Origin of the sequence: Streptomyces sp. NPDC017890, assembly GCF_044328675.1 — a bacterium.
Lineage (GTDB): Bacteria > Actinomycetota > Actinomycetes > Streptomycetales > Streptomycetaceae > Streptomyces.
This window is the reverse complement of sequence record NZ_JBIRHU010000009.1, coordinates 19,430-43,435: the sequence shown is the minus strand read 5'-3', so window position 1 is coordinate 43,435 and position 24,006 is coordinate 19,430. Positions and strand designations below refer to the sequence as shown.

At 73.1% G+C, this 24,006-nt stretch carries 20 protein-coding genes and 1 pseudogene; 11 read left to right on the top strand and 10 right to left on the bottom strand.

The features are described from left to right. Window positions 1-91: 91 nt before the first annotated feature. The gene (locus tag ACH4F2_RS13670) at window positions 92-1,072 is read right to left on the bottom strand and encodes a nucleoside hydrolase (RefSeq protein WP_398132903.1); all 981 of its coding nucleotides are present in this window, start codon (window positions 1,070-1,072) and stop codon (window positions 92-94) included. Window positions 1,073-1,681: 609 nt separating this feature from the next. Between ACH4F2_RS13670 and ACH4F2_RS13665 the strand changes: the two genes are divergently transcribed. Then, entirely contained in the window at window positions 1,682-2,452 is a 771-nt protein-coding gene (locus ACH4F2_RS13665) for a hypothetical protein (protein ID WP_398132902.1), read from the top strand. Window positions 2,453-2,485: 33 nt separating this feature from the next. Here the strand turns inward: ACH4F2_RS13665 and ACH4F2_RS13660 are convergent, their stop codons facing one another. Continuing rightward, window positions 2,486-3,205 (bottom strand): GAF and ANTAR domain-containing protein, encoded by a 720-nt coding sequence (locus ACH4F2_RS13660; protein WP_398132901.1) that lies wholly within the window; start codon window positions 3,203-3,205, stop codon window positions 2,486-2,488. Between the two features lie 98 nt (window positions 3,206-3,303). Further along, window positions 3,304-4,662: a helix-turn-helix domain-containing protein gene (locus tag ACH4F2_RS13655; protein ID WP_398132900.1), complete on the bottom strand. Its 1,359-nt coding sequence runs from the start codon at window positions 4,660-4,662 to the stop codon at window positions 3,304-3,306. A 134-nt stretch (window positions 4,663-4,796) separates the two neighbouring features. On the opposite strand from ACH4F2_RS13655, the gene ACH4F2_RS13650 reads away from it, so the two are divergent. Continuing rightward, the gene (locus tag ACH4F2_RS13650; RefSeq protein WP_398132899.1) at window positions 4,797-5,003 is read left to right on the top strand and encodes a hypothetical protein; all 207 of its coding nucleotides are present in this window, start codon (window positions 4,797-4,799) and stop codon (window positions 5,001-5,003) included. 249 nt (window positions 5,004-5,252) lie between these two features. On the opposite strand, the gene ACH4F2_RS13645 is transcribed toward ACH4F2_RS13650, so the two are convergent. Together ACH4F2_RS13645 and ACH4F2_RS13640 are read right to left on the bottom strand one after the other, a co-directional pair. Further along, window positions 5,253-6,329, bottom strand: a complete 1,077-nt coding sequence (locus tag ACH4F2_RS13645; RefSeq protein ID WP_398132898.1) for a hypothetical protein — start codon at window positions 6,327-6,329, stop codon at window positions 5,253-5,255. Between the two features lie 63 nt (window positions 6,330-6,392). Further along, a complete protein-coding gene (locus ACH4F2_RS13640; RefSeq protein WP_398133087.1) occupies window positions 6,393-7,574 on the bottom strand; it encodes a PP2C family protein-serine/threonine phosphatase in 1,182 nt (393 codons plus the stop codon). A 127-nt stretch (window positions 7,575-7,701) separates the two neighbouring features. Between ACH4F2_RS13640 and ACH4F2_RS13635 the strand changes: the two genes are divergently transcribed. The 3 genes from ACH4F2_RS13635 (at window position 7,702) to ACH4F2_RS13625 (ending at window position 10,415) form a co-directional block, all read left to right on the top strand. After that, on the top strand, window positions 7,702-8,169 hold the full coding sequence (locus tag ACH4F2_RS13635; RefSeq protein ID WP_398132897.1) for a hypothetical protein: 468 nt from the start codon (window positions 7,702-7,704) through the stop codon (window positions 8,167-8,169). Window positions 8,170-8,306: 137 nt separating this feature from the next. Beyond that, window positions 8,307-9,233, top strand: coding sequence for a hypothetical protein (locus ACH4F2_RS13630; protein WP_398132896.1), 927 nt, complete (start codon window positions 8,307-8,309; stop codon window positions 9,231-9,233). Window positions 9,234-9,401: 168 nt separating this feature from the next. Beyond that, window positions 9,402-10,415: an endonuclease/exonuclease/phosphatase family protein gene (locus ACH4F2_RS13625; protein WP_398132895.1), complete on the top strand. Its 1,014-nt coding sequence runs from the start codon at window positions 9,402-9,404 to the stop codon at window positions 10,413-10,415. Between the two features lie 25 nt (window positions 10,416-10,440). On the opposite strand, the gene ACH4F2_RS13620 is transcribed toward ACH4F2_RS13625, so the two are convergent. Next, window positions 10,441-12,531, bottom strand: a complete 2,091-nt coding sequence (locus tag ACH4F2_RS13620; protein ID WP_398132894.1) for a PhoX family protein — start codon at window positions 12,529-12,531, stop codon at window positions 10,441-10,443. Window positions 12,532-12,796: 265 nt separating this feature from the next. On the opposite strand from ACH4F2_RS13620, the gene ACH4F2_RS13615 reads away from it, so the two are divergent. The 4 genes from ACH4F2_RS13615 (at window position 12,797) to ACH4F2_RS13600 (ending at window position 17,539) form a co-directional block, all read left to right on the top strand. Further along, entirely contained in the window at window positions 12,797-14,266 is a 1,470-nt protein-coding gene (locus tag ACH4F2_RS13615; protein WP_398132893.1) for a VWA domain-containing protein, read from the top strand. Window positions 14,267-14,399: 133 nt separating this feature from the next. Further along, window positions 14,400-16,016, top strand: a complete 1,617-nt coding sequence (gene metG, locus ACH4F2_RS13610; RefSeq protein WP_398132892.1) for a methionine--tRNA ligase — start codon at window positions 14,400-14,402, stop codon at window positions 16,014-16,016. Window positions 16,017-16,122: 106 nt separating this feature from the next. After that, window positions 16,123-16,488 carry a PH domain-containing protein gene (locus ACH4F2_RS13605; protein ID WP_398132891.1) on the top strand — a complete coding sequence of 122 codons (366 nt, stop codon included), beginning with the start codon at window positions 16,123-16,125 and terminating at the stop codon, window positions 16,486-16,488. A 103-nt stretch (window positions 16,489-16,591) separates the two neighbouring features. Continuing rightward, the gene (locus tag ACH4F2_RS13600) at window positions 16,592-17,539 is read left to right on the top strand and encodes a hypothetical protein (RefSeq protein ID WP_398132890.1); all 948 of its coding nucleotides are present in this window, start codon (window positions 16,592-16,594) and stop codon (window positions 17,537-17,539) included. A 39-nt stretch (window positions 17,540-17,578) separates the two neighbouring features. Here ACH4F2_RS13600 and ACH4F2_RS13595 read toward each other — a convergent pair whose 3' ends face one another. Together ACH4F2_RS13595 and ACH4F2_RS13590 are read right to left on the bottom strand one after the other, a co-directional pair. Then, window positions 17,579-17,791 (bottom strand): DUF397 domain-containing protein, encoded by a 213-nt coding sequence (locus tag ACH4F2_RS13595; RefSeq protein ID WP_398132889.1) that lies wholly within the window; start codon window positions 17,789-17,791, stop codon window positions 17,579-17,581. Further along, a pseudogene (locus tag ACH4F2_RS13590) lies at window positions 17,788-17,973 on the bottom strand (Scr1 family TA system antitoxin-like transcriptional regulator); the annotation flags it as partial. The pseudogene ACH4F2_RS13590 and the gene ACH4F2_RS13595, both read right to left, overlap by 4 nt. Before the next feature lie 185 nt (window positions 17,974-18,158). Between ACH4F2_RS13590 and ACH4F2_RS13585 the strand changes: the two are divergent. Continuing rightward, on the top strand, window positions 18,159-18,764 hold the full coding sequence (locus ACH4F2_RS13585; protein WP_398132888.1) for a Uma2 family endonuclease: 606 nt from the start codon (window positions 18,159-18,161) through the stop codon (window positions 18,762-18,764). Window positions 18,765-18,830: 66 nt separating this feature from the next. Here the strand turns inward: ACH4F2_RS13585 and aspS are convergent, their stop codons facing one another. Continuing rightward, the gene (aspS, locus tag ACH4F2_RS13580) at window positions 18,831-20,594 is read right to left on the bottom strand and encodes an aspartate--tRNA ligase (protein ID WP_398132887.1); all 1,764 of its coding nucleotides are present in this window, start codon (window positions 20,592-20,594) and stop codon (window positions 18,831-18,833) included. A 180-nt stretch (window positions 20,595-20,774) separates the two neighbouring features. Between aspS and ACH4F2_RS13575 the strand changes: the two genes are divergently transcribed. Beyond that, complete coding sequence (locus tag ACH4F2_RS13575; protein ID WP_398132886.1) at window positions 20,775-22,943, top strand: SpoIIE family protein phosphatase; 2,169 nt, start codon at window positions 20,775-20,777, stop codon at window positions 22,941-22,943. Here the strand turns inward: ACH4F2_RS13575 and ACH4F2_RS13570 are convergent. Next, window positions 22,871-23,959 carry an AI-2E family transporter gene (locus ACH4F2_RS13570; RefSeq protein ID WP_398132885.1) on the bottom strand — a complete coding sequence of 363 codons (1,089 nt, stop codon included), beginning with the start codon at window positions 23,957-23,959 and terminating at the stop codon, window positions 22,871-22,873. The two genes, ACH4F2_RS13575 and ACH4F2_RS13570, sit on opposite strands and share 73 nt — an antisense overlap. Between the last annotated feature and the right edge of the window lie 47 nt (window positions 23,960-24,006).

Genomic DNA, 24,006 nt, shown 5'->3' with positions numbered 1-24,006 from the left:
GCGGTCTCCTTCGCGATGCGTGCGGGCGACACGAACAGATCTGTCCACATCACCCGAAAAGCGAACCCGTACGCCCGCGACGCGCCGGTGGCTACACGCCCGTGCGCTCGACCGCCCCCAGGTACAGCCGCACGTACCGGGCCACGTCCACGTCCAGAGCCACGTCCACCAGCGGCTGTTCCCGCAGGTCCCCGTGGAGCTCGGACTCGCCGACGCGGGCCCGCCGGTCGACCAGGGTCTGGCCGCGGGCCGGGCCGGGGGCCAGGGACACCTCGACGGGCAGCCGGTGCGTGGTCAGGCCCGCCGGGTCGATCACCGCGCAGACCGCGCCCGCGTCGCCGAGGCCGCCGCCGGGGTCGGACTCGTCGGTGGCCGGGCCGCGGTGGGCGAGCAGCTCACCGGCGAGCCGGGTGCCGGGCTCGGTGCTCGCGCGCAGACGGCGTACGTCCGGACCGGGGACGATCACCCGCTCGAAGACGTCGAGCCCGTACATGGTGACCGGGACCCCGGCGGTGAGCAGGATCGCCGCCGCCTCCGGGTCGTGCCAGACGTTGAACTCGGCGACCGGCGTCGCGTTCCCGGTGGCCACCGCGCCGCCCATGAACACGATCCGCTCGATGTTCCGGGTGACCTCCGGGTGGGTGCGCAGCAGCAGCGCGATGTTGGTCGCCGGAGCGGTGGGGACCAGGGTGACCGGGCGCGGGGAGGCGAGGATCTCCCGGCGCAGCAGCGTCACCGCGTCCACGTCGACGGGGGCGCGGGTGGGGGCGGGCAGGCCGAGGTCGCCCATGCCGTCGTGCCCGTGCACGTGCCGGGCGGTGCGCACGCCCTCGATCAGCGGACGCTCTGCGCCCCGGGCCACGGGGACGTCCGGGGCGCCGGCCTGCTCCAGCACGGTCAGGGTGTTCCGTACGACGCCCTCCACGTCGGTGTTCCCGGCCACGCAGGTGACCGCGCGCAGGTCCAGCGCCGGGTGGCGGACCGCCAGCAGCAGAGCCAGCGCGTCATCGATACCGGTGTCGCAGTCGATGATCACCGGGATGGGCTGCTGCGGGTCGGACGCGGTCGTCACGCGGGGCTCCTCGGGCTCGGTGGGGGGCGCGGACTCCGGCGACCCTACGCGGGCCCACACGCACTCCACAGCCCGGGACCACACGCCCGGACCCGGCCGGCGATCCGCCGATCGCCGCCGCAGCTCCGGGCCGCCGGCCGTGCCCACAGACGTACGTCCCACAGGCCTGTGTCCACCCGGTCGCCGCCCGCCTCCAGCGCGCCGGCCACCGCCGGGGACGTCGCCATCCGCGTCGCCCGGCCGCGGGCTCCGAGGCCCGCCCGCTCCGGCCCAGCAACCCCGACAGCCCGCGCTCCAGCCCGGCGGCCCCGGCAGCACAACCCGCGCTCCAGCCCGGCGACCCCGGCAGCACAACCCGCGCTCCAGCCCGGCGACCCCGGCAGCACAACCCGCGCTCCGGCCCGGCGACCCCGACGCGCAGCCGTGATCGACGGCCCGACGCACGAGGCCGTGCGGGTCCGGTCCCCCGTGCCTCACCTCCCGCGCCACACCCGCCGGGCCTCACCCGGACGGCCCCGCAAGCTGGTGGTGGGGCGGGGGCGGTGGTGCCGTGGAGGGTGCGACCGGACCCGCACGCACCGGTCGCCCGGCCTTCAGGAGGCACCCCGGATGCAGCACGCCGCCCCCGCCGCCCGCCCCGTACTCGCCGCCGCGCTCTCGGCGGCGCTGACGCTGACGGCGGCGGCCTGCTCCGCCGGCGGGCGGGGGACGGACCGGCCGGCCGGCCCCGTGCCGGCGACCGCGCAGTCCCCGGCCGCGCTTCCGTCGCCCGCCGTGCCGCCCGCGCTCACCCGGGGGCAGGCGCGGGCCGCCCTGATCACGGAGGCCGACCTGGGGGACGGGTGGGAGCCGACGCGGGGTGCCGCGACCTGGCGGGACGAGGTGCTCAAGGCCACCGCCGAGCCGCCCGACTGCCGACGGCTGCTGGACGTCCTCTACACCGAGGAACTGTTCGGCACCACCGTCGGCCCGCGCGCCACCGCCGCCCTGGACGACGCGGCCGGCGGAGCCCAGCTGCACTACCGGATCAGCTCGCACCGCGCGGCCGACATCGACCGGGCGCTGGCCTGGCTCGCGACGCTGCCGGACACCTGCGGGCGGTTCACGGCCCGGGCCGCGCGCGGTGCCACCCGGGACGTCCGGGTCACCGGCGGGACGCCGCCGGAGGCGGGGGACGCCCGGCAGGGCCTGCGGGTGACGGTGAGCGCCGGGGCTGCCGTCCTCACCCTGGACATCGTCGCCGTACGCGTCGGCGACGACGCGATCAGCCTCACCAGCGGCGGCCTCGGCGAACCGGCCGACGACGCCACCCGGGCGGCCGTCGAGGCGGGAACGCGGCGGCTGACGGAGGTCCGGCGGCAGGGGCGGGCGCTGGTCTGACCGACGGACGGGGCGCGGGGCGGGCGATGAGCCCTAGTGGTCGCGGTCGAGGCGTCGCCGGTGCGTGAGTACGTCGCAGGCCACGTCGTGGGCGGTGCGGTCGCGGGCGAACGCGTCGGCGCGCAGCCGGGCCAGGGCCTCGTCGGCACCGACCCCCAGCTGGGCCATGATCATGCCGACGGCCTGGTAGACCTCGTCATGGTCACCGGCCAGCTCGTCCAGCCAGGTCTCCTCCCCGCGCGGCAGCGCCATCAGCGCCACCGTCATGACGCCGGCCACGAGCCTCGCCGCGTGCAGCTGCGGGCCGGTCAGCCCGCCGGGGGTTTCCCGGTAGAGGTCGAGGGTGCCCAGGCACACGGCGTCGCTGCCCAGCGGCAGGGCGTAGACCGCCCGTACGCCTACGGCCGTGGCCTGCTGGGCGAAGACGGGCCACCGGCCGGCGTCCGCGCCCGCCGTCAGGTCGCAGGCGAGCACCGGAGCGCCCGACTCGGCGGCACTCACGCAGGGACCGTCACCCAGCGTGGTCTGGATCTCCGCCAGGTACGACGCCCGGTCACCGCTGGCACACAGCCGTACCGGCACGCCGTCGCAGCGCAGCGACGCGCTCGCGCCGGTCACCGGCAGCAGCCGGACGGCCGTGTCGCACAGCCGCCCCGGCACCTCGCCCGGCGGGGCGCCCCGCACTTCCCCGGCGATCACCTCGGCGGCGCCCGCCCCCTCGGAGAACCACCCGGGTTCGTCGCTGGGCCGCACGCGCACCGCCTCCTTCACTCACGCGGGCGGAGGCTCGACTACCCGTGCCCGACCGGGGGAAACCCGGGCTGCCGCCTCAGTGCGCTGCCCGGGATCCGCTACAGCGGCGGCTGTGCGGGCGCCGGTCCCAGGGTGGTCGTGCCGGGTGCCGTGCGGTGCCCGAGGCCGGTGCGGTAGGCGTCGAGGGCCGCCTCCACCCGGCCGGTGCGGCGCAGCAGGTCGCCCAGGAGCCGGCACAGGTCGGCCAGGTCGCCGGCGGCTCCGGCCCGTTCCAGCAGACTCAGGGCGCGGACGTAGTGCTCCTCGGCGGCCTCGGTGTCCCGGGCGTCCTCGGCGATGATGCCGAGCAGCCGGTGCGCGCCCGCCGAGTGCACGGCGCCGCGTTCGGAGGAGAGGTCGTCCAGGACGCCGTGCAGCAGTTCGGCGGCCTCGGCGGACTTGCCGCGTCGGTGCAGTACGTCGGCCAGTTCGACGGCGACCTGGCTGCTGTACAGGGCGGCGCGGGTGGCGGAGAGCATGCCGAGGGCCTTGCGCATCTCCTCCTCGGCGCGCGGGAGTTCGCCGTTCTGGGCGCAGACGTAGCCGCGCATCCAGTGGCAGTTGGCCAGCTCGGTGCGGAGTTGCAGCGTGCGGTAGAGCTCGGCCGCCTTGGCGAGCGAGGCGTCGGCCTCGGCGAGGCGGCCGTCGGCGAGCAGGGTGCGGGCGACGGAGCGGTGCATTCGGGCCACCAGGGCGGGGTCGCCGGCGCTGGGGGCGAGGGAGAGGGCGAGTTCGGCGGCCTGGGCGGCGCGCGCGTGCGCGCCCATGTCCATGTACGGGCCGATGGCGCTGGCGTAGAGCAGCAGCAGTGCGTCGGGGTCGTGCAGGCCACCGCGGTTCAGCTCGTCGAGGGTGGACTCGAGGAGGTAGACGGCGTAACGGAGTTCACCGGCGAGGTAGTGGGCGAGGGCGCGGCCGCGCAGGGCGGGGACCCGGGCGGGCAGCGGAGCCCCCGCGTCGGCGAGGCACTCCTCGGCCCGCTCGAAGTACCGGCGTCCGGTGACCAGTTCGCCGGTCTCCACCGCGCACTCCCCGAGGCCGAGCAGCGCGGCGGCCCGCTCCTCGGCCAGTTCGTACTCCTCGGCCTCGGCGAGCAGCTCGGCGTACTGTCCGGCCGCCTCTTCGGCGCCCTCGGTGGCGAGCGCGCGCCGCGCCTCGGTGAGCCTGAGCCGCAGGTCGGTGGCGAGCCGTGCCGGGCGTCCGGTGGCCAGCTCCTCGTAGCCGACGCCGAGCCGCTCGGCGAGATGCCGCAGCGCCTCGTCGGAGGGGCGGACGCGGCCGGCCTCCAGGGTGGAGATGTAGGCGGGTGTGTACGCCGGTTCCGCGAGCTGACGCTGGGTCATGCCGCGTTCGGCCCGCAGCCGCTGCACCCGGCGTCCGATGGTCACCCGGTCGTCACGGTCGTCGCGGTCGCCCACTGCCGACTCCCCCTGTGGCTCTTGCCGTTCGACTCCGACGGCTCTAGGTTAATCCGCGGATTAAGCGCGCTTAACAGCGCTGACAGCGCTGACAGCGCTCGGCGCAGTCCCCGTACGATTCCGCAGAGGACACCGTGCCCGTACGCACCCGCACCGCCGAACGTTACGCCAGAGCCCTCGCCGCCGCTGTCGCCGCCGTGGCCTGCCTGCTGCTGGCCGCGAACGCGGGACCGACGGACACGGCGCACTCACCGGCGCCGGCGCCGGTACCGGAGCCGGTCGGGGACACGGTGGGGGACACCGCCCCGGTCATGGGCTCACTGGCCACGGTGGACCGCTAGCGGCGCGGACCGGTCGCGAACCCGTCGCGATCCGGGAACGGGACTGCCGCGCGTGCACGGGCTGCCGCGCGCCCGAGGCGACCGCGCACGCCCGAAGCCACCACACGTCCCCGAAGCCACCACACGTGCCCGAAGCGACCGCGCACGCCCGAAGCCACCGCGCGCATGCCCGAAGCCACTGCCAGGTGCACGAGGTGGCCGTCAGCCCTGTGCACGAGACGGCCGTCAGCCCTGTGCACGAGGTGGCCGTCAGCCCTGGGTCTGCAACCGGCTCAGCTCCCGCTGCACATGGTCCAGCGCGCCCTCGCGCGGGCCGGGCACCCGGCCACGCAGCGCGACGAGCGCCGCGCCCAGTTCGCGGGCCGGCCCGGCGTCGCGGACCTGCCCCCACTGGTGATGGGCCCGGTCGACGGCCGCCTCCACGGCGGGCGCCTGCGGCGGCTGCCCGGCGACCAGCCGGGCCTCGGCCACCGTCAGCCAGGCCCGGCAGCTGCGCGCCGGGTCCCCCGCGAACATCGCCAGGTCGGCCCGGACCTCCGTCCAGTGCAGCGCGTCCTCGGACACGGGCCCGTGCGCGTGGGCGGCGGCGCGCTCGTGCCGGGCGGCGAGCGCGTCGGCGTCCGCGTGCCGCCCGGACTGCACGGCGGCGGCGATGACCGCGTGCGGGTCGCCCGCCACCGGCCCGGGCGCCGCCAGCACCAGGTCCGCACCGGCGGGCCCGCCGCCCACGCCCTCGGCCGCGCCGCGGGCCAGTGCCTGCTCGTGCAGCTGGTCCGGGGGCGGCCGGTGCCCGCTGCGCAGGATCGTCGCGACGGCCCGCATGTACGCCGGGGTGGCCACCGTCCGCCGCGAGGGCGGCGGCGCGACGCGGCCGTAGACGGCGTTGTTGCGCCCGGAGTCCAGCGGATTGGCCCGCAGCCACTGCCAGGTCTCCTGGTCGGCGTGCAGGTCGAGCAGGAGCGTCGTCGCGCCGCTCGGCCGCAGCCGCAGTTCCTCGCGGATCCAGTGCCAGGGCAGGGCGGTGTAGCGGACGGTCGCCGGTGTGGTGCGGGCCAGCGCCAGATGCGGCAGGCGCTGGCGGCGGTCCAGCTGGAGCTGGCCCGCGACGTAGACGGTCAGCGGTCCGGGGGCGGCCGCGGCGGCACGCAGCCGGGTCAGGACGGCCTGCGGCTCCAGCGGGTCGGCGAGTTCGACCACGTTCGCGGTGTCGGTGCCGGAGAGCACGGCGGGCGGCACGGCCGCGAGCACGGGGAGCACGGAGGCGGCGTCCACCAGGCACCCCCGGCCCACGGGCGACGCCGCGAGCAGCAGCACGGTTCCGGGCATGTCCCTCCCCCTGTCGATCACGTACGGCAGCACCGTAACCGGTGCGGCTGCGAAGCGGGGCACTCAGCCGCCCGTGGGCTCTCCCCGCCGCCTCACCGCGAAGACCGTGGTGTCGTCGACGAGCCGCCCCAGGCAGTGCCGCAGCGTGCCGTCCCGTACGAGCGTCACCAGCCGCGACGGCGCGGCGTTCGAGGGGTCGGCGGCGACGGCGCGGGCGATGTCGTCGGCGTGCCGGTAGAAGCATCCGTCGGGATCGCGGGCCTCCGTCACCCCGTCGGTGACCAGCAGGAGCGTCTCGTCGGCGGTGAGGGCCAGCCGGCGCACCGGCGGCCCCGGTGAACCGGGGAGGAGGTCGCTCATGCCCAGCGGCAGTCCGCCGACGGCCGGCAGGGCCCGTACGCCGCCGGGTCCGACCGCCAGCGGGGGTTCGTGGCCGAAGACGACGGCGTCCACGGCGTCGGGCAGGTCCTCGGAGAAGCCGATCAGCACGGCGGTGGCGAAGCGGTCGCCGTCGGACCGGCCGAGGGCCGCGGTGTGCGTGCGGTGGCGCCGCATACGGGTCTCCAGGTGCTCGGCGACCGTCCCGAGGTCCGGCTCGTGGTAGGCGGCCTCACGGAAGCTGCCGAGCAGCGCGGCCGCCGCCTCCACCGCGCCCAGACCCTTGCCCTGCACGTCGCCGACCAGGACGCGGGTGCCGTTCGGGCCGGGCTGGATGTCGTAGAAGTCGCCGCCGACGCGGGCGTCGGAGTCCGCGGAGAGGTAGACGGCGGCGTGGTCGAGGCCGCCGAAGCCCACCGGCAGGGGCCGCAGCACGGTGCGCCGGGTGGTGTCGGCGATGTCCCGCATGTGCAGCATGCGCTGCTCGCCGCCGACCCGGAGAGCGGCGGCCACCACGGCGATGGATCCGCCGAGGGCGACGAGGATCAGGCCGGGCACCCCGGTCTCGGCGCGGTGCTGCCAGACGGTGTCGGCGAGGACGTAGACGACGAGGGCGACCACCGCGTACACGGCCGTAGCCCGTACGCCGCAGATCGCGGCGGCGACGCCGGGTACGAGCACCGTCCAGGAGATGATCTCGAACGCGCCGGTCGTGGTGTCGGCCGCGATGATGCCGATGAGCAGCAGCAGGGGGAACAGCCAGGCGAAGCTGTGGCCGCGGAAGCTGAGCAGTTCGTGCCGGGACACGGCGTCGCCCCGGCCGGCGGCCTGGACGAGCCGGCCGAGCAGCCGCCACCGGCCGCGCACCGGCCTGCGGTTGCGACCCCTCACGGAGCCAGCGAAACACGCGCCCCCACGGCCCGCATCCTGACTTGCCGACCGGCCTGCCCAGGTGTGCCCTGGTAGTCGGGGGCGAGGCGAGAGGAGTGCGCTCATGGCTCACGCGGTACCGACACGCGGCACATCCACCGGAGCGTCCCCCGGGACGGGGCCGCGCGGGCGTACGAGGACGCCCGACGTCTTCGGCGAGCGGACCCACCGGGTGGCGCGGTGGGCGGTGCCCGTCGCGGCCGGGCTGGTCTACGGCTACTGGGCCGCGTCCGTCCGCCGCTTCGGCGGCCCCGTCACCGGCTGGAACCTGCTGTTCGGCTTCCTGACCGCGCTCGCGTTCATCGTGCTCTGCGCCGTGGTCCGGGCCGTGGCCCGGCGGCTGCCGCGCGAGGGCCACGCGGCACTGTGGGGCGCGTTCGCGGGCAGCGCGGTGGGCTTCCTGTACTCGGGGAGCGGCGTGGCCATGTTCACGTGCGTGCTCGTGTCCCTGCTGGTCGCGGCGGCGGTGTTCGGGGCGTTGTTCTACCGCTACTACACCCACGAGGACGCGCAGGGGCACCGCGTCACCTGACGGTCCGCGCCCTCACCCGGCCTTCGACCGGGGCCGGGACGGTGACAGCCGGGCAGGGGGCACGTTCGGCTCGTCCCGGAGGGCCATATGCAGTCACGCCGGTCGCCCGTCCCGCTCCCGGAGCTTTCCCTGGAAGGGTGTCCCCACGTTTCCGGAGCGCCCTGTCGGCCGTCCTGCTCGCCCTCGCCTGCCTGGCCGTGCCGTGCGGCACAGTGGCGGGCTGGGCGGTGTACGGGCTGGCCGACACCGGACGGTACGTCGCCGCCATGGCACCGCTCGCCGGTGATCCGGACGTACGGAACGTGGTCGCCGACGCGGTGGGCGACGGGGTCGTGGACGAGGTCGCGGCCGGCCCGCTGAACGGCACCGTGCGGCTCTTCGCGCAGGACGCCGCACGGTCGTTCACCCGGACCGAGGCCTTCCGCGAGGGCTGGGACGCGGCCAACCGCACCGTCCACGACACCGTGCTGCGCGCCCTGCGGGACGAACGGGCCCACGGGCGTGCCGTCACCGTCGACCTGGCGCCGGTCACCGCCCGCGTCAAGGAGCGGCTCACCGAGGACAACGTGCCGTTCGCGCGGCGCATCCCGGTCCGGCACACCGCGGTCACCGTGCTCCCGGCCCGCGAGACGGACCGGCTCAGGAAGGGCTACCACGTGCTCGACGTCGCCGCCTTCTGGCTACCGATCGCGGCCGTCGTCTTCGCGCTCACCGGCATCGCCGTCGCCGCCCGCCGCCGGCGCGCCGTCGCCGCCGCCGGGATCGGCACCGCCCTCGGCGGGGCGCTGCTCGCCCTCGCCGTCGTGGTCGGCCGCCGGTTCACCGTCGCGGAACTCCCCGACGCGGTGGAGGGCGCGGTGGACGGCCCCGCCGCGGGCGCCGTCTACGACGCCCTCACCGAGACCCTTCGCACGGCCTCCTGGCTGCTGGTCGGCCTCGGCCTCACGGTCGCCCTGGCCTCCTGGCTCACCGGCCGGTACGGACATCTGCTGCGGCGCCGCCGGGCACCCGCGGGGACCCCCGTCGACCCGACACCACCCCGGCCGACACGGACCCGCCGCTGAGCCACCCGGCACGTACCCCCGCGCCGCGGCGTCTCCGATCCGCCCGGCTCCCGGGGCCGCGGTCCAGGGGGCTGCGGTACCGGGACCGTCCGGCGCACAACTTTCCGCCCGTCGAGCCCGTCTTTGAGTAAGGATTCGGGCAGCGCACCGCGAGCGGAAGGCCGGGACTTGGACACCGACACGGCGACCGGTGAGTGGACGGACTCCCACGCCCGGCGGGCGGGCCGCCGGGCCGGGCGACGGTTCGGGGCCTGGTGCGCGGGGCTGCTGTTCGTGGGAGTGAGCGTCGTCGTCGGCTGCCGCCTCGCCGACAGCGACGGCGTCACCCCCGTACCGCAGCTGCTGGCCTTCCTGCCGTGGCTGCTCGTGCCGACCGGCGCCGGGCTGCTCCTGACGCTGCTCACCCGGTGGTGGACCGGCGCGGTGTGGGGGATCGCGCTGCTCGGGCTGCTGGCGTGGTTCATCGAGCCGTACGGCAAGACGGGCGACCCCGTCGGGCTGCCCGTCGCCGACCTGCGGGTGCTGACCTCGAACGTCGAGTTCGGTCAGGGCACCGGCGAGCTGATCTCAGCCGTGCGCCGCGAGAAGCCCGACCTCGTGTTCGTACAGGAGTGCGAATACACGTGCGACGCGGCGCTGCGGCGCGACCTCGCCGCCGACTACCCCCACCGGCAGGCCGTCGAGGGCGGCGGCTCCGAGGGGTCCGTCATCCTGAGCGCCTTCCCTCTCAAGCCCACCCCCGGCGTCCCCGGCACCATGGGCATGCCCGGCGCCGTCGCCGACGTGCGCGGCCACGCCGTACGGCTCCAGCTCGCCCACCCGATGCCGCCGCTGCCGGACCAGGTCGGCCTGTGGCGCGAGGAGCTGGACGCACTGCGCGACGCCGCCGCCGAGGCCGAGGAGAGCGGGACCCCCACCGTCCTCGCCGGCGACTTCAACGCCTCCCAGGACCACGCCGCGTTCCGCCGCATCCTCGACACGGGGCTGCGCGACGCGGCCCGGGTGGCCGGGGCCGACCGGACGGTCACCTGGCCGGCCCGGACCGCCCCGGCGTTCGGCGTGCAGATCGACCACGTCCTGGTGTCGGAGGACTTCACCACGCACCGCGCCAGGTTCCTGGACCTGGCCGACACCGACCACCGAGCACTCGTCGTCGACCTCACGCTGCACAGGGCCGGCTGACACCGGCCCCGCTCGCGAAGGGTGCTCAGACGCCGATGTCGCGGCCGTCCGCGCGCCACACCGCCACGACCGCCGGGCGCACGTACGTGCCCGGCCCGTCGGGCCAGGTGCTGGCCGGCTCCTCCACGGAGGCACCGTCGACCTCGCCCGGGTGCTGCACGGCGACCAGCACGCGCCGGTCCTGGATGAGCGGGCCGCAGGTCTCCGCGCCGTTCGGCACGGTCAGGAACTGCTTCAGCTCACCGCGCCGGTCGCCCTTCGTCGCGACGCCGAACAGGCCGTCGTGGGTGCCGAGCGCGTTGCCGTCGGTGGACAGCCACAGGTTGCCGTGGTCGTCGAAGGCGACGTTGTCGGGGCAGGAGATCGGGCTGACCCGGTCCTTGGGGAAGCCCGCGAAGTAGGTCGCCGGGTCCTCCGGGTCACCGGCGACGAGGAACAGCGACCAGGCGAAGGCGGTGGCGTCGGCCCGGTTCCAGCGCTCGGTCAGCTCCAGGACGTGGCCGTGCTTGTTGCCGCCCCGCGGGTTGGCCTCGTCCGGGCCCGCGTACCCGGACTTGCCGCGGTTGGAGTTGTTGGTGAGGGCGACGTACACCTTGCCGGTCGTCGGCGACGGCTCGATGTCCTCGGGACGGTCCATCTTCGTGGCGCCGACCTTGTCACCGGCGAGCCGCGTGAAGACGCAGACCTCCTCGGCGGTCATGCCGTCGACGTGCGAGACGGCACCGTCCTCGGTGGCGGTGACCAGCGGGATCCACGTACCGCCGCCGTCGAACTCGCCGTCGGCCGGCAGCTTGCCCGTGCCGTCGATCTCGATCGCCGGGGAGTCGCCGCTGAGCCTGGCGACGTAGAGGGTGCCCTCGTCGAGCAGCGACAGGTTGTGCTCGCGCGCCCAGCGGCTGCTGCCGTGCCGCATCCGCTTGCTGCCGACGAACTTGTAGAAGTAGTCGAACCGCTCGTCGTCGCCGGTGTAGACGACCGGGCGCCCGTCGTGGGTCAGCCGCACGGTCGCGCCCTCGTGCTTGAAGCGGCCGAGCAGCGTGTGCTTGCGGGGCGTGGAGTCGGGGTCGTACGGGTCCAGCTCGACGACGTACCCGAAGCGGTGCACCTCGTTCGGCTCCTGGGCGACGTCGAAGCGCTTGTCGAACCGCTCCCACTTGCGCTCGGTGGCGCCGGTGCCGATTCCGTAGCGCTTGTCGGTGGCCCGGCTGCTGTTGGCGAAGTACTGGTTGAAGTTCTCCTCGCCGTGCAGCGTCGTGCCCCACGGTGTGGTGCCGCCGGCACAGTTGTTGAGGGTGCCGAGCACCTTGCGGCCACTGCGGTCGGCGGAGGTCCTCACCAGGTCGGAACCGGCGGCGGGCCCGGTCAGCCGGAACTCGGTCGTCGCGGTGATACGGCGGTTGAGGCGGTGCCGGGAGACGGGTGTCAGCTTCCCGCTGCGGCGCTCCTCCTCCACCACCACGGCGGACAGCCCGTGCGCGGCCCAGGCGATCTCGACCTGCTCGCGGGTCGGGTTGTCGGGGTCGTAACCGCGGAACATGAGCACCTCGTCGGTGTACTCGTGGTTGGCGACGAGAATCTGCCGGCCGTGCTCACCGCGCAGCGGCAGCAGCGCGAGGAAGTCGTTGTTGTAGCCGAACTGACCGGCCTGGGCCCGGGCGGTCTGGTTCTCCGGGTCGAAGGCGGGCGCCCCGCGCAGGATCGGCTCGCCCCAACGGATCACGACGTCCTGCCGGTACCCCTCCGGGACGGTGACGGCATCGTCGGTGTTGGGGGCGACGGGCGTGAACCGCAGCCCGCGCGCACCCTGCGTTTTCGACGGTTTCCCGTGCCCCGCACCGTGCCCCTTCCCGGCGGCCGGCGCGGCCTGCGCCGACGGCGCCCCCGCCACGCCCACGGCCCCGGCGCCCGTCGCGGCGACGGTGACGACGGCCGCGGCGCGCATCATGGAACGGCGGCTGAGCGCGCCGGCGATGACGTCACCGGCGTACTCGTTCGAGCTGGTGTTGGGCACCTCGTGGAAACAGGCGTCACCACACCGGAAACGGCAGGTCATGGCGGACCGGCCGCCCGGATGCGAACCGGACGGCGTTCCGATCAACGGCAGCAGCTTGCGCACTGTGTTCTCCCCTGAGAAGCCCTTGGATGCCCTTGGTGTCAGCGCGACCGTAGGTGCACATACGTGCGGGAGACGGGCGCCACGGTGAACGACGGGTGAATCCACGGAAGCCGGAGGGGAATTACGGCGGCGTCTCGATCGCTCCTTGACGCGCCCGTGCTTTCGTGGCAGACCCTGCACAAGATCACAAGCCGGGGCCGCTAACCTTACGTGTCCGTCCTGGCCAGGGATTGACGGGCATCAACTCACGCGAAGGGTTGCGCACATGGGCATTCTCACTCTCCTGCGGAACGCGTTCGGCCGGTCACGCAAAGAACGGGCCGCCCAGGCGGAGGGTGTGACGCAGGAGACGGCACCGCCGGCCATCGCGCCGGAGCCGAAGCTCCCGTCCCAGCCCACCGCACCCACGGAGCCGGTCGAGGCCCCGGAGCAGACGGAGGCCGCCGAACCCGCGCCGGAGACGGTCCAGGTCCCCGAGCCCCGCACGGAGGCCCCCTCCGACGAGCACGAACTCGTCAAGGCGGCCTTCGCCAACGTCACGGTCCCGAAGCCGACGGAGTCCCCGGACGAGACGTCGGACAGGCAGCCCCCGACCGCCCCGGAGCCCGAGCCGAAGCCCGAGGCCCAGCCGGAACCGGAGACAAAGGCCGCCCCGGAGCCGGAGCCGAAGCCCGAGGTCCAGCCGGAACCGCACACCCAGCCGGAACCGGAGACAAAGGCCGCCCCGGAACCGGAACCCGCAGCCGCCGACGGCGAACAGCCCCCTCCGGGGCCACCCGCACCCGACAACGAACCTCGCACGGGTGGTGCGGCCCGGGCCCAAGACGAAGCCGAGCCCGGGCCCACCCCCGAGCCGGCCGCCACCGAGGCCGAGTCGACCTCCAGGCCGGAGGCCCCCGCCGCGGCCGAGCCGGCCCCTGAGCCGGCCACCACCGAGACCGAGCCCACCCCCGAGCCGGCCCCCGCCAAGGCCGAGCCAACCCCTGAGCCGGCCGCCACCGAGGCCGAGCCAACCCCCGAGCCGGCCGCCACCGAGGCCGAGTCGACCTCCAGGCCGGAGGCCCCCGCCGCGAAACCGGCGACACCCGCCGCCCGTCTCCGCTCCCGCGCCCCCGGCCTCGCCACCGCCTACAAGGCCGCCGCCGCCACCCTCAAGAAGCACAACCTCACCGGCACCCGCGCCAAGGTCCACCTCGTCCTGGACCGCTCCGCCTCCATGCGCCCGTACTACAAGGACGGCTCCGCCCAGGCTCTCGCCGAGCAGACCCTCGCCCTCGCCGCCCACCTGGACCCCGAGGCCACGGTCCACGTCACGTTCTTCTCCACGGAGGTGGACGGCACCGGCGATCTCACCCTCACCGACCACGAGGGCAGGATCGACGAGCTGCACGGCGCCCTCGGCCGCATGGGCCGCACCAGCTACCACGCCGCCGTGGAAGCCGTCCTCGCCCACCACGAGAAGGAGGCCCCCGGCACTCCCGCCCTGGTGGTCTTCCAGACGGACGGCGCCCCCGACGCCAAGACCCCAGCCACCCAGTCCCTCACGGACGCGGCGGCCGGCCACCCGCACGTCCACTTCTCCTTCGTCGCCTTCGGCGACCCGGAGAGCAAGGCCTTCGACTACCTCCGCAAGCTCAAAACGGGCAACGCATCCCATTTCCTCGCCGGCGAGACCCCGAAGGAGCTCACCGACAAGGAGCTCTACGAGGGCGTACTGGCCGCCTGGCGCCCGTAGGACATCCAGACACCGGAACCGCACCGGAACCGCACCGGAACCGCCCGGCGGGGGGCGGACAGGGGAGGTCACCCCTGTCCGCCCCCCGAAACGCGTGTGAGCCGATCACCACCGGACCAGTAGGATTTCGCCCATGGCGGCCACTGGAACCGAGAAGCAGGGGGCGAAGGCGTATTACGTCTCGACCCCCATCTACTACGTCAACGACGCTCCTCACCTGGGCCACGCCTATACGACCGTCGCAGGCGACGTGCTCTCCCGCTGGCACCGCCAGCGCGGCGAGAAGGTGTGGTACCTCACCGGCACGGACGAGCACGGTCAGAAGATCATGCGCACGGCCGAGGCGAACGGGGTCACCCCGCAGGCCTGGGCCGACAAGCTCGTCACCGAGGCCTGGAAGCCCCTGTGGGAACACCTCGACATCGCGAACGACGACTTCATCCGCACCACGCAGAAGCGGCACACCGACCGCGTCCAGGAGTTCGTGCAGGACCTGTACGACAAGGACGAGATCTACAAGGGCGGCTACGAGGGCCCGTACTGCGTGGGCTGCGAGGAGTACAAGCTCCCCGGCGAGCTGCTCGACGGCGAGGGCGAGTACGCGGGCCAGAAGCTGTGCCCGATCCACAAGAAGCCGGTGGAGATCCTCAGCGAGGAGAACTACTTCTTCAAGCTGAGCGCGTACAGCGAGAAGCTGCTCGCCCACTACGAGGCCAACCCGGGCTTCATCCAGCCCGAGTCCGCGCGCAACGAGGTCGTGAACTTCGTCCGCCAGGGCCTCCAGGACCTCTCCATCTCCCGCTCGACCTTCGACTGGGGCGTGCCGGTCCCCTGGGACGACAAGCACGTCATCTACGTGTGGGTCGACGCCCTGCTGAACTACGCCACGGCGGTCGGCTACAACGAGAACCCCGAGAAGTTCGAGTCGACGTTCCCCGCCGACGTCCACCTGGTCGGCAAGGACATCCTCCGCTTCCACGCGATCATCTGGCCGGCGATGCTGATGGCGCAGGGCCTGCCCCTGCCCGGCAAGGTCGCCGCGAACGGCTGGCTGATGGTCGGCGGCGAGAAGATGTCGAAATCCAACCTGACGGGCATCAAGCCGCAGGACCTGACCACGCACTTCGGCGTGGACGCGTACCGCTGGTACTTCCTGCGCGCGATCGCGTTCGGCCAGGACGGCTCGTTCTCCTGGGAGGACTTCTCCGCCCGCTACACCAGCGAGCTGGCCAACGACTACGGCAACCTCGCCTCCCGCGTGGCGGCCATGGTCGGCAAGTACTTCGGCGGCGAGCTGCCGGCCTCGGCGGCCGACGGGGACGCGGAGCAGGCGATCCACGACGGCCTGGCCAAGGCCGTCACGGAGGCCGACCGGAAGATCGGCGAGGAGCTGGACTTCCAGGGCGGCATCCTGGCGGTCTTCGACTTCGTGAAGCAGGTGAACGGCTACATCACGGAGCAGGAGCCCTGGAAGGTCGCCAAGGACGACTCGCCGGAGGGCAAGGCCCGCCTGGCGACGATCCTCTACACGGCCGCGGAGTCCCTCCGCGCGGTGGCGGTCCTCCTGAACCCGATCATGCCGGACACCTCCCAGAAGCTCTGGGACTCCCTGGGCGCCGAGGCGTCCCTGGGCGCCCTCGCGGACCAGAAGGTCCAGGAGGCGGCGGACTGGGGCCGGCTGCCGGCCGGTGTGACGGTCACCAAGGGCGCGGTGCTCTTCCCTCGTCTCGAGGAGAAGCCGACCGCGTAACGCGCTCGCTACAGCACGGGGCCCGGGAGAGGGCGGACCTTCTCCCGGGCCCCGCGCTTTGCGAGGATCGAACACACAGCCATCTCGCTCACGTGGGGGACCAGCCATGGCACTGTTCGGCAACGCGCACAGCATCAACCCGGCCAAGGCGCAGCAGGACTACGCGCGCCTGCTCGGCCACGGCGAGCAGATCCACGCCGCGTACCTGCTGATCCGCGACACCATCCTCTTCACCGACCGGCGCCTGATCCTGATCGACAAACAGGGCCTCACCGGCAAGAAGACGGAGTACCACTCGATCCCGTACCGCAGCATCACGCACTTCGCGGTCGAGACGGCCGGCCACTTCGATCTCGACGCCGAACTGAAGATCTGGCTCTCGAGCTCCGACACCCCCATCGAGAAGACCTTCACCAAGGGCGTCGACATCTACGAGGTCCAGGCACTCCTGACCCAGTTCGTGGCCCGCTGACGCGAGCACATGCCCCGGAGCAAACGCTTCTCCTGTCCCCGAACGAGTGAATGCTCCGGCATATGCCGAACGCTCCTGCCATGACCGCGCTTGATTGGCGCTCATGGTCAAAGCAACACACGAGGCCTCTCACCGGCTCTTCCAGGAGCACCCGGAGGCTCTCGCGCCCGTCTTCGAGGCACTGGGGCTTCCGCCGCCCTCGAAGGACGACTTCGACGAGCTCTCCCCCGACGCCACCGAGATCCGGCCGATGGAGCGCCGTGTGGACACGGTGCTCAGGTTCGCGCCCGACATGGGGGAGAACTTCGTGCTCGCCCTGGAGTCACAGAGCAAGAAGGACCCCGACAAGGCGAGGAGCTGGGCGTACTACGTCGCGTACCTGTGCGCGAAGTACGACCTGCCGGTCGTACTGGTGGCGGTCTGCCGGGACCGTGCCACAGCGGCGTGGGCCGCAGGGCCCTTCGAATGCGGCGTGGCCTCCTGGCCGACCCAGACCACTCGGCCGATCGTCCTGGGACCCCAGACGGTCCCGGAGGTGACCGACGAGGCGACGGTGGCCCGGCGCCCCGCCCTGGCGGTGCTCTGCGCCATCGTCCACAGCGAGAGCCGCCGCGCGCCCGCCATACTGGAAGCCGTTGCCCGCGGGCTGTTGTCCTTCGAGCCGGACATCACGAAGTACTGGTTCGAGATGGTGGAGGTCGGTCTGGAATCCACTCCGACCAGGGAGAACTGGAGAAAGCTGATGCAGGACGTCATCACCCACTTCCCGGGACACCGGACGCTGTTCGAGGAGAGGTACCTCGAGGCCAGGGCCGAAGGAGAGGCCGAGGGCGAGGCCCGCGGTGAGGCCCGCGGTGAAGCCAAGGGCGTCCTGCGGGTACTGGAGGTGCGTGGTCTCGTGATCACTGACGCCGTCCGTGAACGCATCCTCACGTGCTCCGACCTCACCGTCCTCAACGACTGGCTCGACCGCGCCGGCACAGTAGGGCGAGCGGAGGACCTGTTCGCCCCGGAGACGGGCCACCCGGAGCTCCCGGAAGACGCCCCCTGAGCCAGGAGCTACGGGGCAAGCTCAGTGCCCCTTCACGACTCAGCTGTCCGAGACGTGCGCCACGAAGCCCTCCCAAGCCTCCGACCCGAGGGCGAGGCGAGGGCTTGCGTCGCGGTGCTTGGAGTCGCGGACGTGGATGGTGCCGGGGGTGGTCGCCACCTCGACGCAGGAGTCGCCGTCGGGGCCACTGCTGTAGGTGCTCTTGAACCACGCCAGTGCGGAGGCGTCACCGGCGAGGGGCTTGTGGTTCATGTGTCTCCCAGCAGTTGCTCGATGAAGGCCAGCGACTCCCCTGGCGGGAAAGCCTGCGCCCGGATGGTGCCATACCGCAGCTCAAGGATGCGAAGCTGTCTCGGATCGTGCGTCGGGCGGCCATTGAACGCCCCGTCGGAGCGTCCCACCGCCGTGCCGTCCTCGAACTTCAGGACTTCGATCCCCGCCGGCCGCCCACGAGTTCCGGCAACCCCCCTCCAGACCTGCGACGGCTGCGACCGCGCCTTCCGCGCCACGGACCCCGGCCGCTGCCGCGACTGCCGAACCGACCACCCGGAGGACGCCTAGCATGAAGGCGACGATCCTTGCCCGAGCCCGTGGGCACACACGACGAGGAGCGAGCGCCATGACCATCGCACCCGACAACGCGCAGCAGGGCGCCTCCCACCAGTACCGGGCCATGCGCGACTTCGTTCAGTCCTCGGACGACACACTGCCGGGCAAGTTCGAGATCACCAAGGAAGGGATCGTCCACGACACGATGTCGCCCAGCGGTCGGCACGAGCTGACCACACTGCGGCTCCGGAAGCGCCTGGAAAAGGTGATGCCGGAAGAGATCGTGGCGCACACCGGTGAGCCGGACGTGGAGGACGAACCCGAAGGCGTCATGCGGCGGCCCGACCTGATGGTGATCGCCGAGGAGGACATGGACGTCGAGGGGTCGTTCGACCCCCGGTCGCTCATCGCTGCCGTCGAGGTCGTCTCCCGTTCCAACCCGGGCAACGACTGGGTGGGCAAGGTGCGCGACTACCCCCTGCTCGGCATCCCCGTCTACGCGGTCTTCGACCCCCGCACGGGCACCGGCGCCGTGTTCACGGACATCCACGTCACCCCCGACGGCCCCCGCTACGCCACCCGCAAGGACTTCGTCTACGGCGAGGACGTCACCATCGCCGGCTGGACCATCTCGACCCAGAACCTGCCGCTCTACCAGGGCGAGGACCAGGTGTGACGACGGCGAGGGGCCCGGAACCGCTCCACGGTTCCGAGCCCCTCGCTGCGGTACTGCCGCCGCAGGTTACTTCGGCTGCGGCTTGCGCACCGTCAGGTGCAGCTCCCTCAGCCGGGTCTCGTCCAGCTCGGTGGGCGCACCCATCATCAGGTCCTGGGCGTTGCCGTTGAGCGGGAAGGCGATCGTCTCGCGGATGTTGGGCTCGTCGGCGAGCAGCATGACGATGCGGTCGACGCCCGGGGCGATGCCACCGTGCGGCGGGGCGCCGAAACGGAGCGCGCGCAGCATGCCGGCGAACTCGCGCTCGACGGTCTCCGCGTCGTAGCCCGCGATCGCGAAGGCCTTGAGCATGATGTCGGGCTCGTGGTTCCGGATCGCGCCGGAGGACAGCTCGACGCCGTTGCAGACGATGTCGTACTGCCAGGCGAGGATGTCCAGCGGGTCCTGGTTCTCCAGGGCGTCCATGCCGCCCTGCGGCATCGAGAAGGGGTTGTGGGAGAAGTCGATCCTCCCCGTCTCCTCGTCCTTCTCGTACATCGGGAAGTCGACGATCCAGCAGAAGCGGAAGACGTTCTCCTCGAAGTGCCCGGCGCGCTTGGCGGCCTCGACCCGCACCGCGCCCATGATCTTCGAGACCTCGTCGAACTCACCCGCGCCGAAGAACACCGCGTGCCCGGGGGCGAGCGAGAGCCGCTTGGTCAGCTCCGCGACGTTCTCCTCGGTGAGGAACTTCGCGATCGGACCGGACAGCTGGCCGTCCTCGCCGACGCGGACCCAGGCCAGACCCTTGGCACCCTGCGTGACGGCGTAGTCGCCGAGCTGGTCGAAGAACTTGCGGGACTGGGAGGCGACGTCCGGCACCGGCAGCGCGCGGACGTGCTTGCCCGCGAAGGCCTTGAACTCCGAGCCCTCGAAGACGTCGGTGATGTCGACGAGCTCCAGCTTGGCGCGCAGGTCCGGCTTGTCGGAGCCGTACTTCAGCATCGCCTCGCGGAACGGGATGCGCGGGAAGGGCGAGGTGACCTCGCGGCCGTTGCCGAACTCCGTGAACAGCTCCGTCATCAGCCGCTCGACCGGCTGGAAGACGTCCTCCTGCTCGACGAAGCTCATCTCGACGTCGAGCTGGTAGAACTCGCCCGGCGAGCGGTCGGCGCGGGCGTCCTCGTCGCGGAAGCAGGGCGCGATCTGGAAGTACCGGTCGAAGCCGGAGATCATCAGCAGCTGCTTGAACTGCTGCGGCGCCTGCGGGAGGGCGTAGAAGCGGCCCGCGTGCAGACGGGAGGGCACGACGAAGTCGCGGGCGCCCTCGGGAGACGTGGCGGTGAGGATGGGCGTCGCCATCTCGTTGAAGCCGAGCGCCACCATCTTGCTGCGGATGGAGGAGATGACCGCCGTGCGCAGCATGATGTTGCGGTGCATGCGCTCGCGGCGCAGGTCCAGGAAGCGGTACTCCAGACGCCGCTCCTCGTTGACCCCGTCCTCGGCGTTGATGGTGAAGGGGAGCGGCTGGGCGGCGCCGAGCAGCTCGACCTCGCCCACCTCGACCTCGACCTCGCCCGTGGGCAGGTCGGGGTTGACGTTGTCGGCGCCCCGGGAGACGACCTTGCCGTCGACACGAACGGTCGATTCCTTGGTCAGCTTGTCCAGCGCCTCGTACGCCTCGGTGCCGGGACGGGCGACGAGCTGCGTGATGCCGTAGTGATCGCGCAGATCGATGAAGAGGATGCCGCCCAGGTCGCGCCGATTGTGCAGCCAGCCACTCAGCCGGACGTCGGTGCCGACGTCAGAGGAGCGGAGCTCGCCGCAGGTGTGGGACCTGTACCGATGCATCGTCGTTCATCCAGCCTTCGGGGATCGGGGATGGTGTTCCGCGTTTCACGTGAAACAACCCCAGCGTGAAACAACCCCCAGCGTACCGGCCGGGCACGGCTGTCCTCCTCCCCATTGACGCGACCCGGGCCCGGGGTCGACCGGTGGCAGTGTCCGATCACCTCTTCCTACAGTGGATGAATGCGCACTGGTGATCCCCTGCCCGAGGCGGGTGACGTCCTTGCCGCTCTCGCGACCGGTCTGTGGCACTGGGACACCGCCGCGGGAGAGGTCACCGTGGACGCGGAGGCGGCCCGCCTGTTCGGGCTGCCCGCGGAACGGTCGGTCTTCACCGAGGCCCAGGTACGGGCCCGGCTGCACCCGGTGGACTGGAACGAGATCACCGGGGTGGTCCGGCTCGCCGTCGCCGAGAGCACCCTCGCCGAGGTCCGGATCCGCATCATGGACGAACGGGGCCACGTCGTCCGCATCGTGCGCAGCCGCTCCAAGCCGCGCTTCGACCCCGTGCGCAAGACGTACGAGCTGATCGGCACCCTCCAGGAGGTCGCCGAGCCGACACCCGGCACGCCCGCCGGGCGCAGCGCGGTCACCGGTGACTGGCGCCGCTCGCGGGAGGCGTTCCTGCTGGACGCGGGCCGGGCACTGGCCGAGGCGCGGTCCACCGAGGAGGTGCTGCGGGTCGCGGCGGGCCTGTCGATGCCGGGGTTCTCCCCGGACGGGCTGGCGGTCTTCGGGGTGTCGGGTGACCGGCTGACGGTCATCGGCCACCACGGGCAGCCGTACAACGACATGAACCCGTTCGTGAACATGCCGCTGGAGACGGACTATCCGGCCGCCGAGGTGGTCCGCACCGGCCGTGCCGTCTACCTCTCCTCCCCCGAGCAGTACCGGTCCCGCTACCCCCTCACCTGGCCCCTCGCCGAACGCTTCGGCCGCCGCTCCTGGGCCTTCCTGCCGCTGACCGTGGCGGGCCGCCCGATGGGCGCCTGGATGGCGGCCTTCACCTATCCGGTCGGGTTCACGCCGGACGAACGGTCGGTGCTGACCACCGTGGCGCGGATGCTGGCGCAGGCCCTGACCCGGGCGAGCGCCGCCGAGACCCAGCGGGAGCTGACCGACGGACTGCAGCGCACCATGCTGCCCGTGCTCGGGCCGGAGATCCCCGGCATGGGCGTCGCCGCCCGCTACGTCCCCACCGGCGGCGGCCTCCAGGTCGGCGGCGACTGGTACGACATGATCCAGTTGCCCGGGGACCGCTTCGCCCTGGTCATCGGCGACGTGCAGGGACACGACGTACGCGCGGCGGGGCTGATGGGCCAGCTGCGCATCGCGCTGCGCGCCTACGCCGCCGAGGGACACCGCCCCGACGCGGTACTCTCCCGCGCCTCCCACTTCTTCCACGGCCTCGCCCAGTCCGACGACGACCCCGGCGACATGCGCTTCGCGACCTGCTACTACGCGGAGGTCGACCCCGCGACCGGCACCGTGGAGAGCGCCCGCGCCGGGCACCTGGACCCGGTCGTACGCATGGCGGACGGGACGGCGCTGATCCTCGCCACGGCGGGCGGGCTGCCCCTCGGCATCGACCCGGACTCCGACTACCCGACCACGCGGCTCGCCCTGGAGCCCGGGGACACCCTGATGATGTGCACCGACGGCCTGGTCGAGACCGGGGGCCACGACCTGCAGACCGGCTGGCACCGGCTCCGCGTGATCCTGGAGGAGCACGACGGCGGCCTGGAGGAGCTGGCCGACGCGCTGGTCCAGGCCGTCCACGGGCCCTCCTCCCACCACACCACCGGCCCGCTGGCCGACCGTCGGGAGGACGACATCGCCCTGCTGCTGCTGTGCCGGCAGGGCGAGGGCTGCGGCTGCGGCGAGAGCACCGTGGCCGTGGCCCCGGTGCGCCGCACGATGCTGACGGTCGCGCAGGCCGAGCCCGCGCGGATCGCCACCGCCCGGCAGCACCTGCGCGACCTGCTGCACGACTGGCCCAGCGAGGAGCAGCGGGACGCGGCGGTGCTCCTGCTCTCCGAGATGCTGACCAACGTCCTGGTGCACACCGACGCCGACGCCCTCCTGGTCGCCGAGGTCGCCGGGGAGCCTGGCGAGCGGCGGATCCGGGTGGAGGTCACCGACAGCGGCGACGACCTGCCGCACAAACGCCGGCCGGGAGAGATGGCGTCCTCCGGACGCGGCCTGATACTGATCGAACTGCTGGCGGACGCGTGGGGCGTCGCCCCGCGCGGCGAGGGCAAGAGCATCTGGTACGAGGTCTACGAGTCCACGGATCCGGACGAGGGCCCCGCGGACGGCGGCGGCCCCGCCGGCGGCCCCGAGACCGCGTAACGCGCCTGGAGCTCGTGCACGACCCCGAACGCCGCGGCCGTGAGGGGAACGGCGAGCAGCATCCCGAGGATGCCCGCCACCGAAGCCCCCGCGGTGAGCGCCAGCAGCACGACGGCCGGGTGCATCTGTACGGTCCGGCTCTGGATCACCGGCTGGAGCACGTGCCCTTCCAGCACCTGCACCGCCAGGACCACCCCGAGGGCCCACAGCGCGATGGCGAACCCCCGGTCGGCCAGCGCGACGAGCACGGCGACGGCTCCGGAGATGAACGCGCCCAGGTAGGGGATGTAGGCGCCGACGAAGACCAGCGCGCCGAGCCCGACGGCACCGGGGACGCGCAGGACGAGCAGGCCGACGGTGATGCAGGCGGCGTCGATGAGGGCGATGAGGGTGGTGCCCCGCATGAAGCCCTCGACGGCCCCGAAGGCCCGCCGGGACATCGCCTCGACCATGTCGGCGCCGCCGGGCGGGGCGACGGCGCGCACCGTGCCGACGGCCCGGTCGGAGTCGCGCAGGAAGAAGAAGACGAGCAGCAGGGCGAGCACGGCCATGGCGAGCATCTCGCCGACGACGCTGATGCCGGTGACCACGCCCGAGGCGGCCGTACCGCCGAACCTGCCCAGCAGCTCGCGCGCGTTGGACGCGACGTCGTCCAGCGAGGTCCCGGCCGCCCCGAAGTGGTCGGCGATGCCCTGCGCCGCGTCCCGGAGGGAGGCGATGATCTGGTCCCCGGTCTCGATGAGCGCGGACACCACGATGTACACGGCCCCGCCGACCACGGCCACGACGGCGACGCAGGTGAGCCCGGCGGCCAGCGACCGCTGCACGTGCGCCTTCACCAGCCGCCGGTGCAGCGGCCTGAGCAGGGCGGTGCCGAGCAGCGCGAGCAGCGCCGGCGTCACCGCGGTGCGGAACTCGACGCAGAGCCGGATCGCGACGTAGACGACACCACTGGCGAGCAGGACGACGGCGCACCAGGCGGCGAACCGACGGACCGGACCGGGGAGCAGCTGCACGCCCCCAGCCGATCACGCGACGGGCGGGCTGTCCTGCGCGGACGGCC

Bases quoted from the DNA above. Each gene is read 5' to 3' on its own strand.
- ACH4F2_RS13600 (WP_398132890.1), top strand. From the start codon at position 16,592: ATGGTCAAAGCAACACACGAGGCCTCTCACCGGCTCTTCCAGGAGCAC.
- ACH4F2_RS13635 (WP_398132897.1), top strand. From the start codon at position 7,702: ATGGCTCACGCGGTACCGACACGCGGCACATCCACCGGAGCGTCCCCC.
- aspS (WP_398132887.1), bottom strand. From the start codon at position 20,594: ATGCATCGGTACAGGTCCCACACCTGCGGCGAGCTCCGCTCCTCTGAC.
- metG (WP_398132892.1), top strand. From the start codon at position 14,400: ATGGCGGCCACTGGAACCGAGAAGCAGGGGGCGAAGGCGTATTACGTC.
- ACH4F2_RS13645 (WP_398132898.1), bottom strand. From the start codon at position 6,329: ATGCCCGGAACCGTGCTGCTGCTCGCGGCGTCGCCCGTGGGCCGGGGG.
- ACH4F2_RS13575 (WP_398132886.1), top strand. From the start codon at position 20,775: ATGCGCACTGGTGATCCCCTGCCCGAGGCGGGTGACGTCCTTGCCGCT.
- ACH4F2_RS13615 (WP_398132893.1), top strand. From the start codon at position 12,797: ATGGGCATTCTCACTCTCCTGCGGAACGCGTTCGGCCGGTCACGCAAA.
- ACH4F2_RS13665 (WP_398132902.1), top strand. From the start codon at position 1,682: ATGCAGCACGCCGCCCCCGCCGCCCGCCCCGTACTCGCCGCCGCGCTC.
- ACH4F2_RS13605 (WP_398132891.1), top strand. From the start codon at position 16,123: ATGGCACTGTTCGGCAACGCGCACAGCATCAACCCGGCCAAGGCGCAG.
- ACH4F2_RS13595 (WP_398132889.1), bottom strand. From the start codon at position 17,791: ATGAACCACAAGCCCCTCGCCGGTGACGCCTCCGCACTGGCGTGGTTC.
- ACH4F2_RS13585 (WP_398132888.1), top strand. From the start codon at position 18,159: ATGACCATCGCACCCGACAACGCGCAGCAGGGCGCCTCCCACCAGTAC.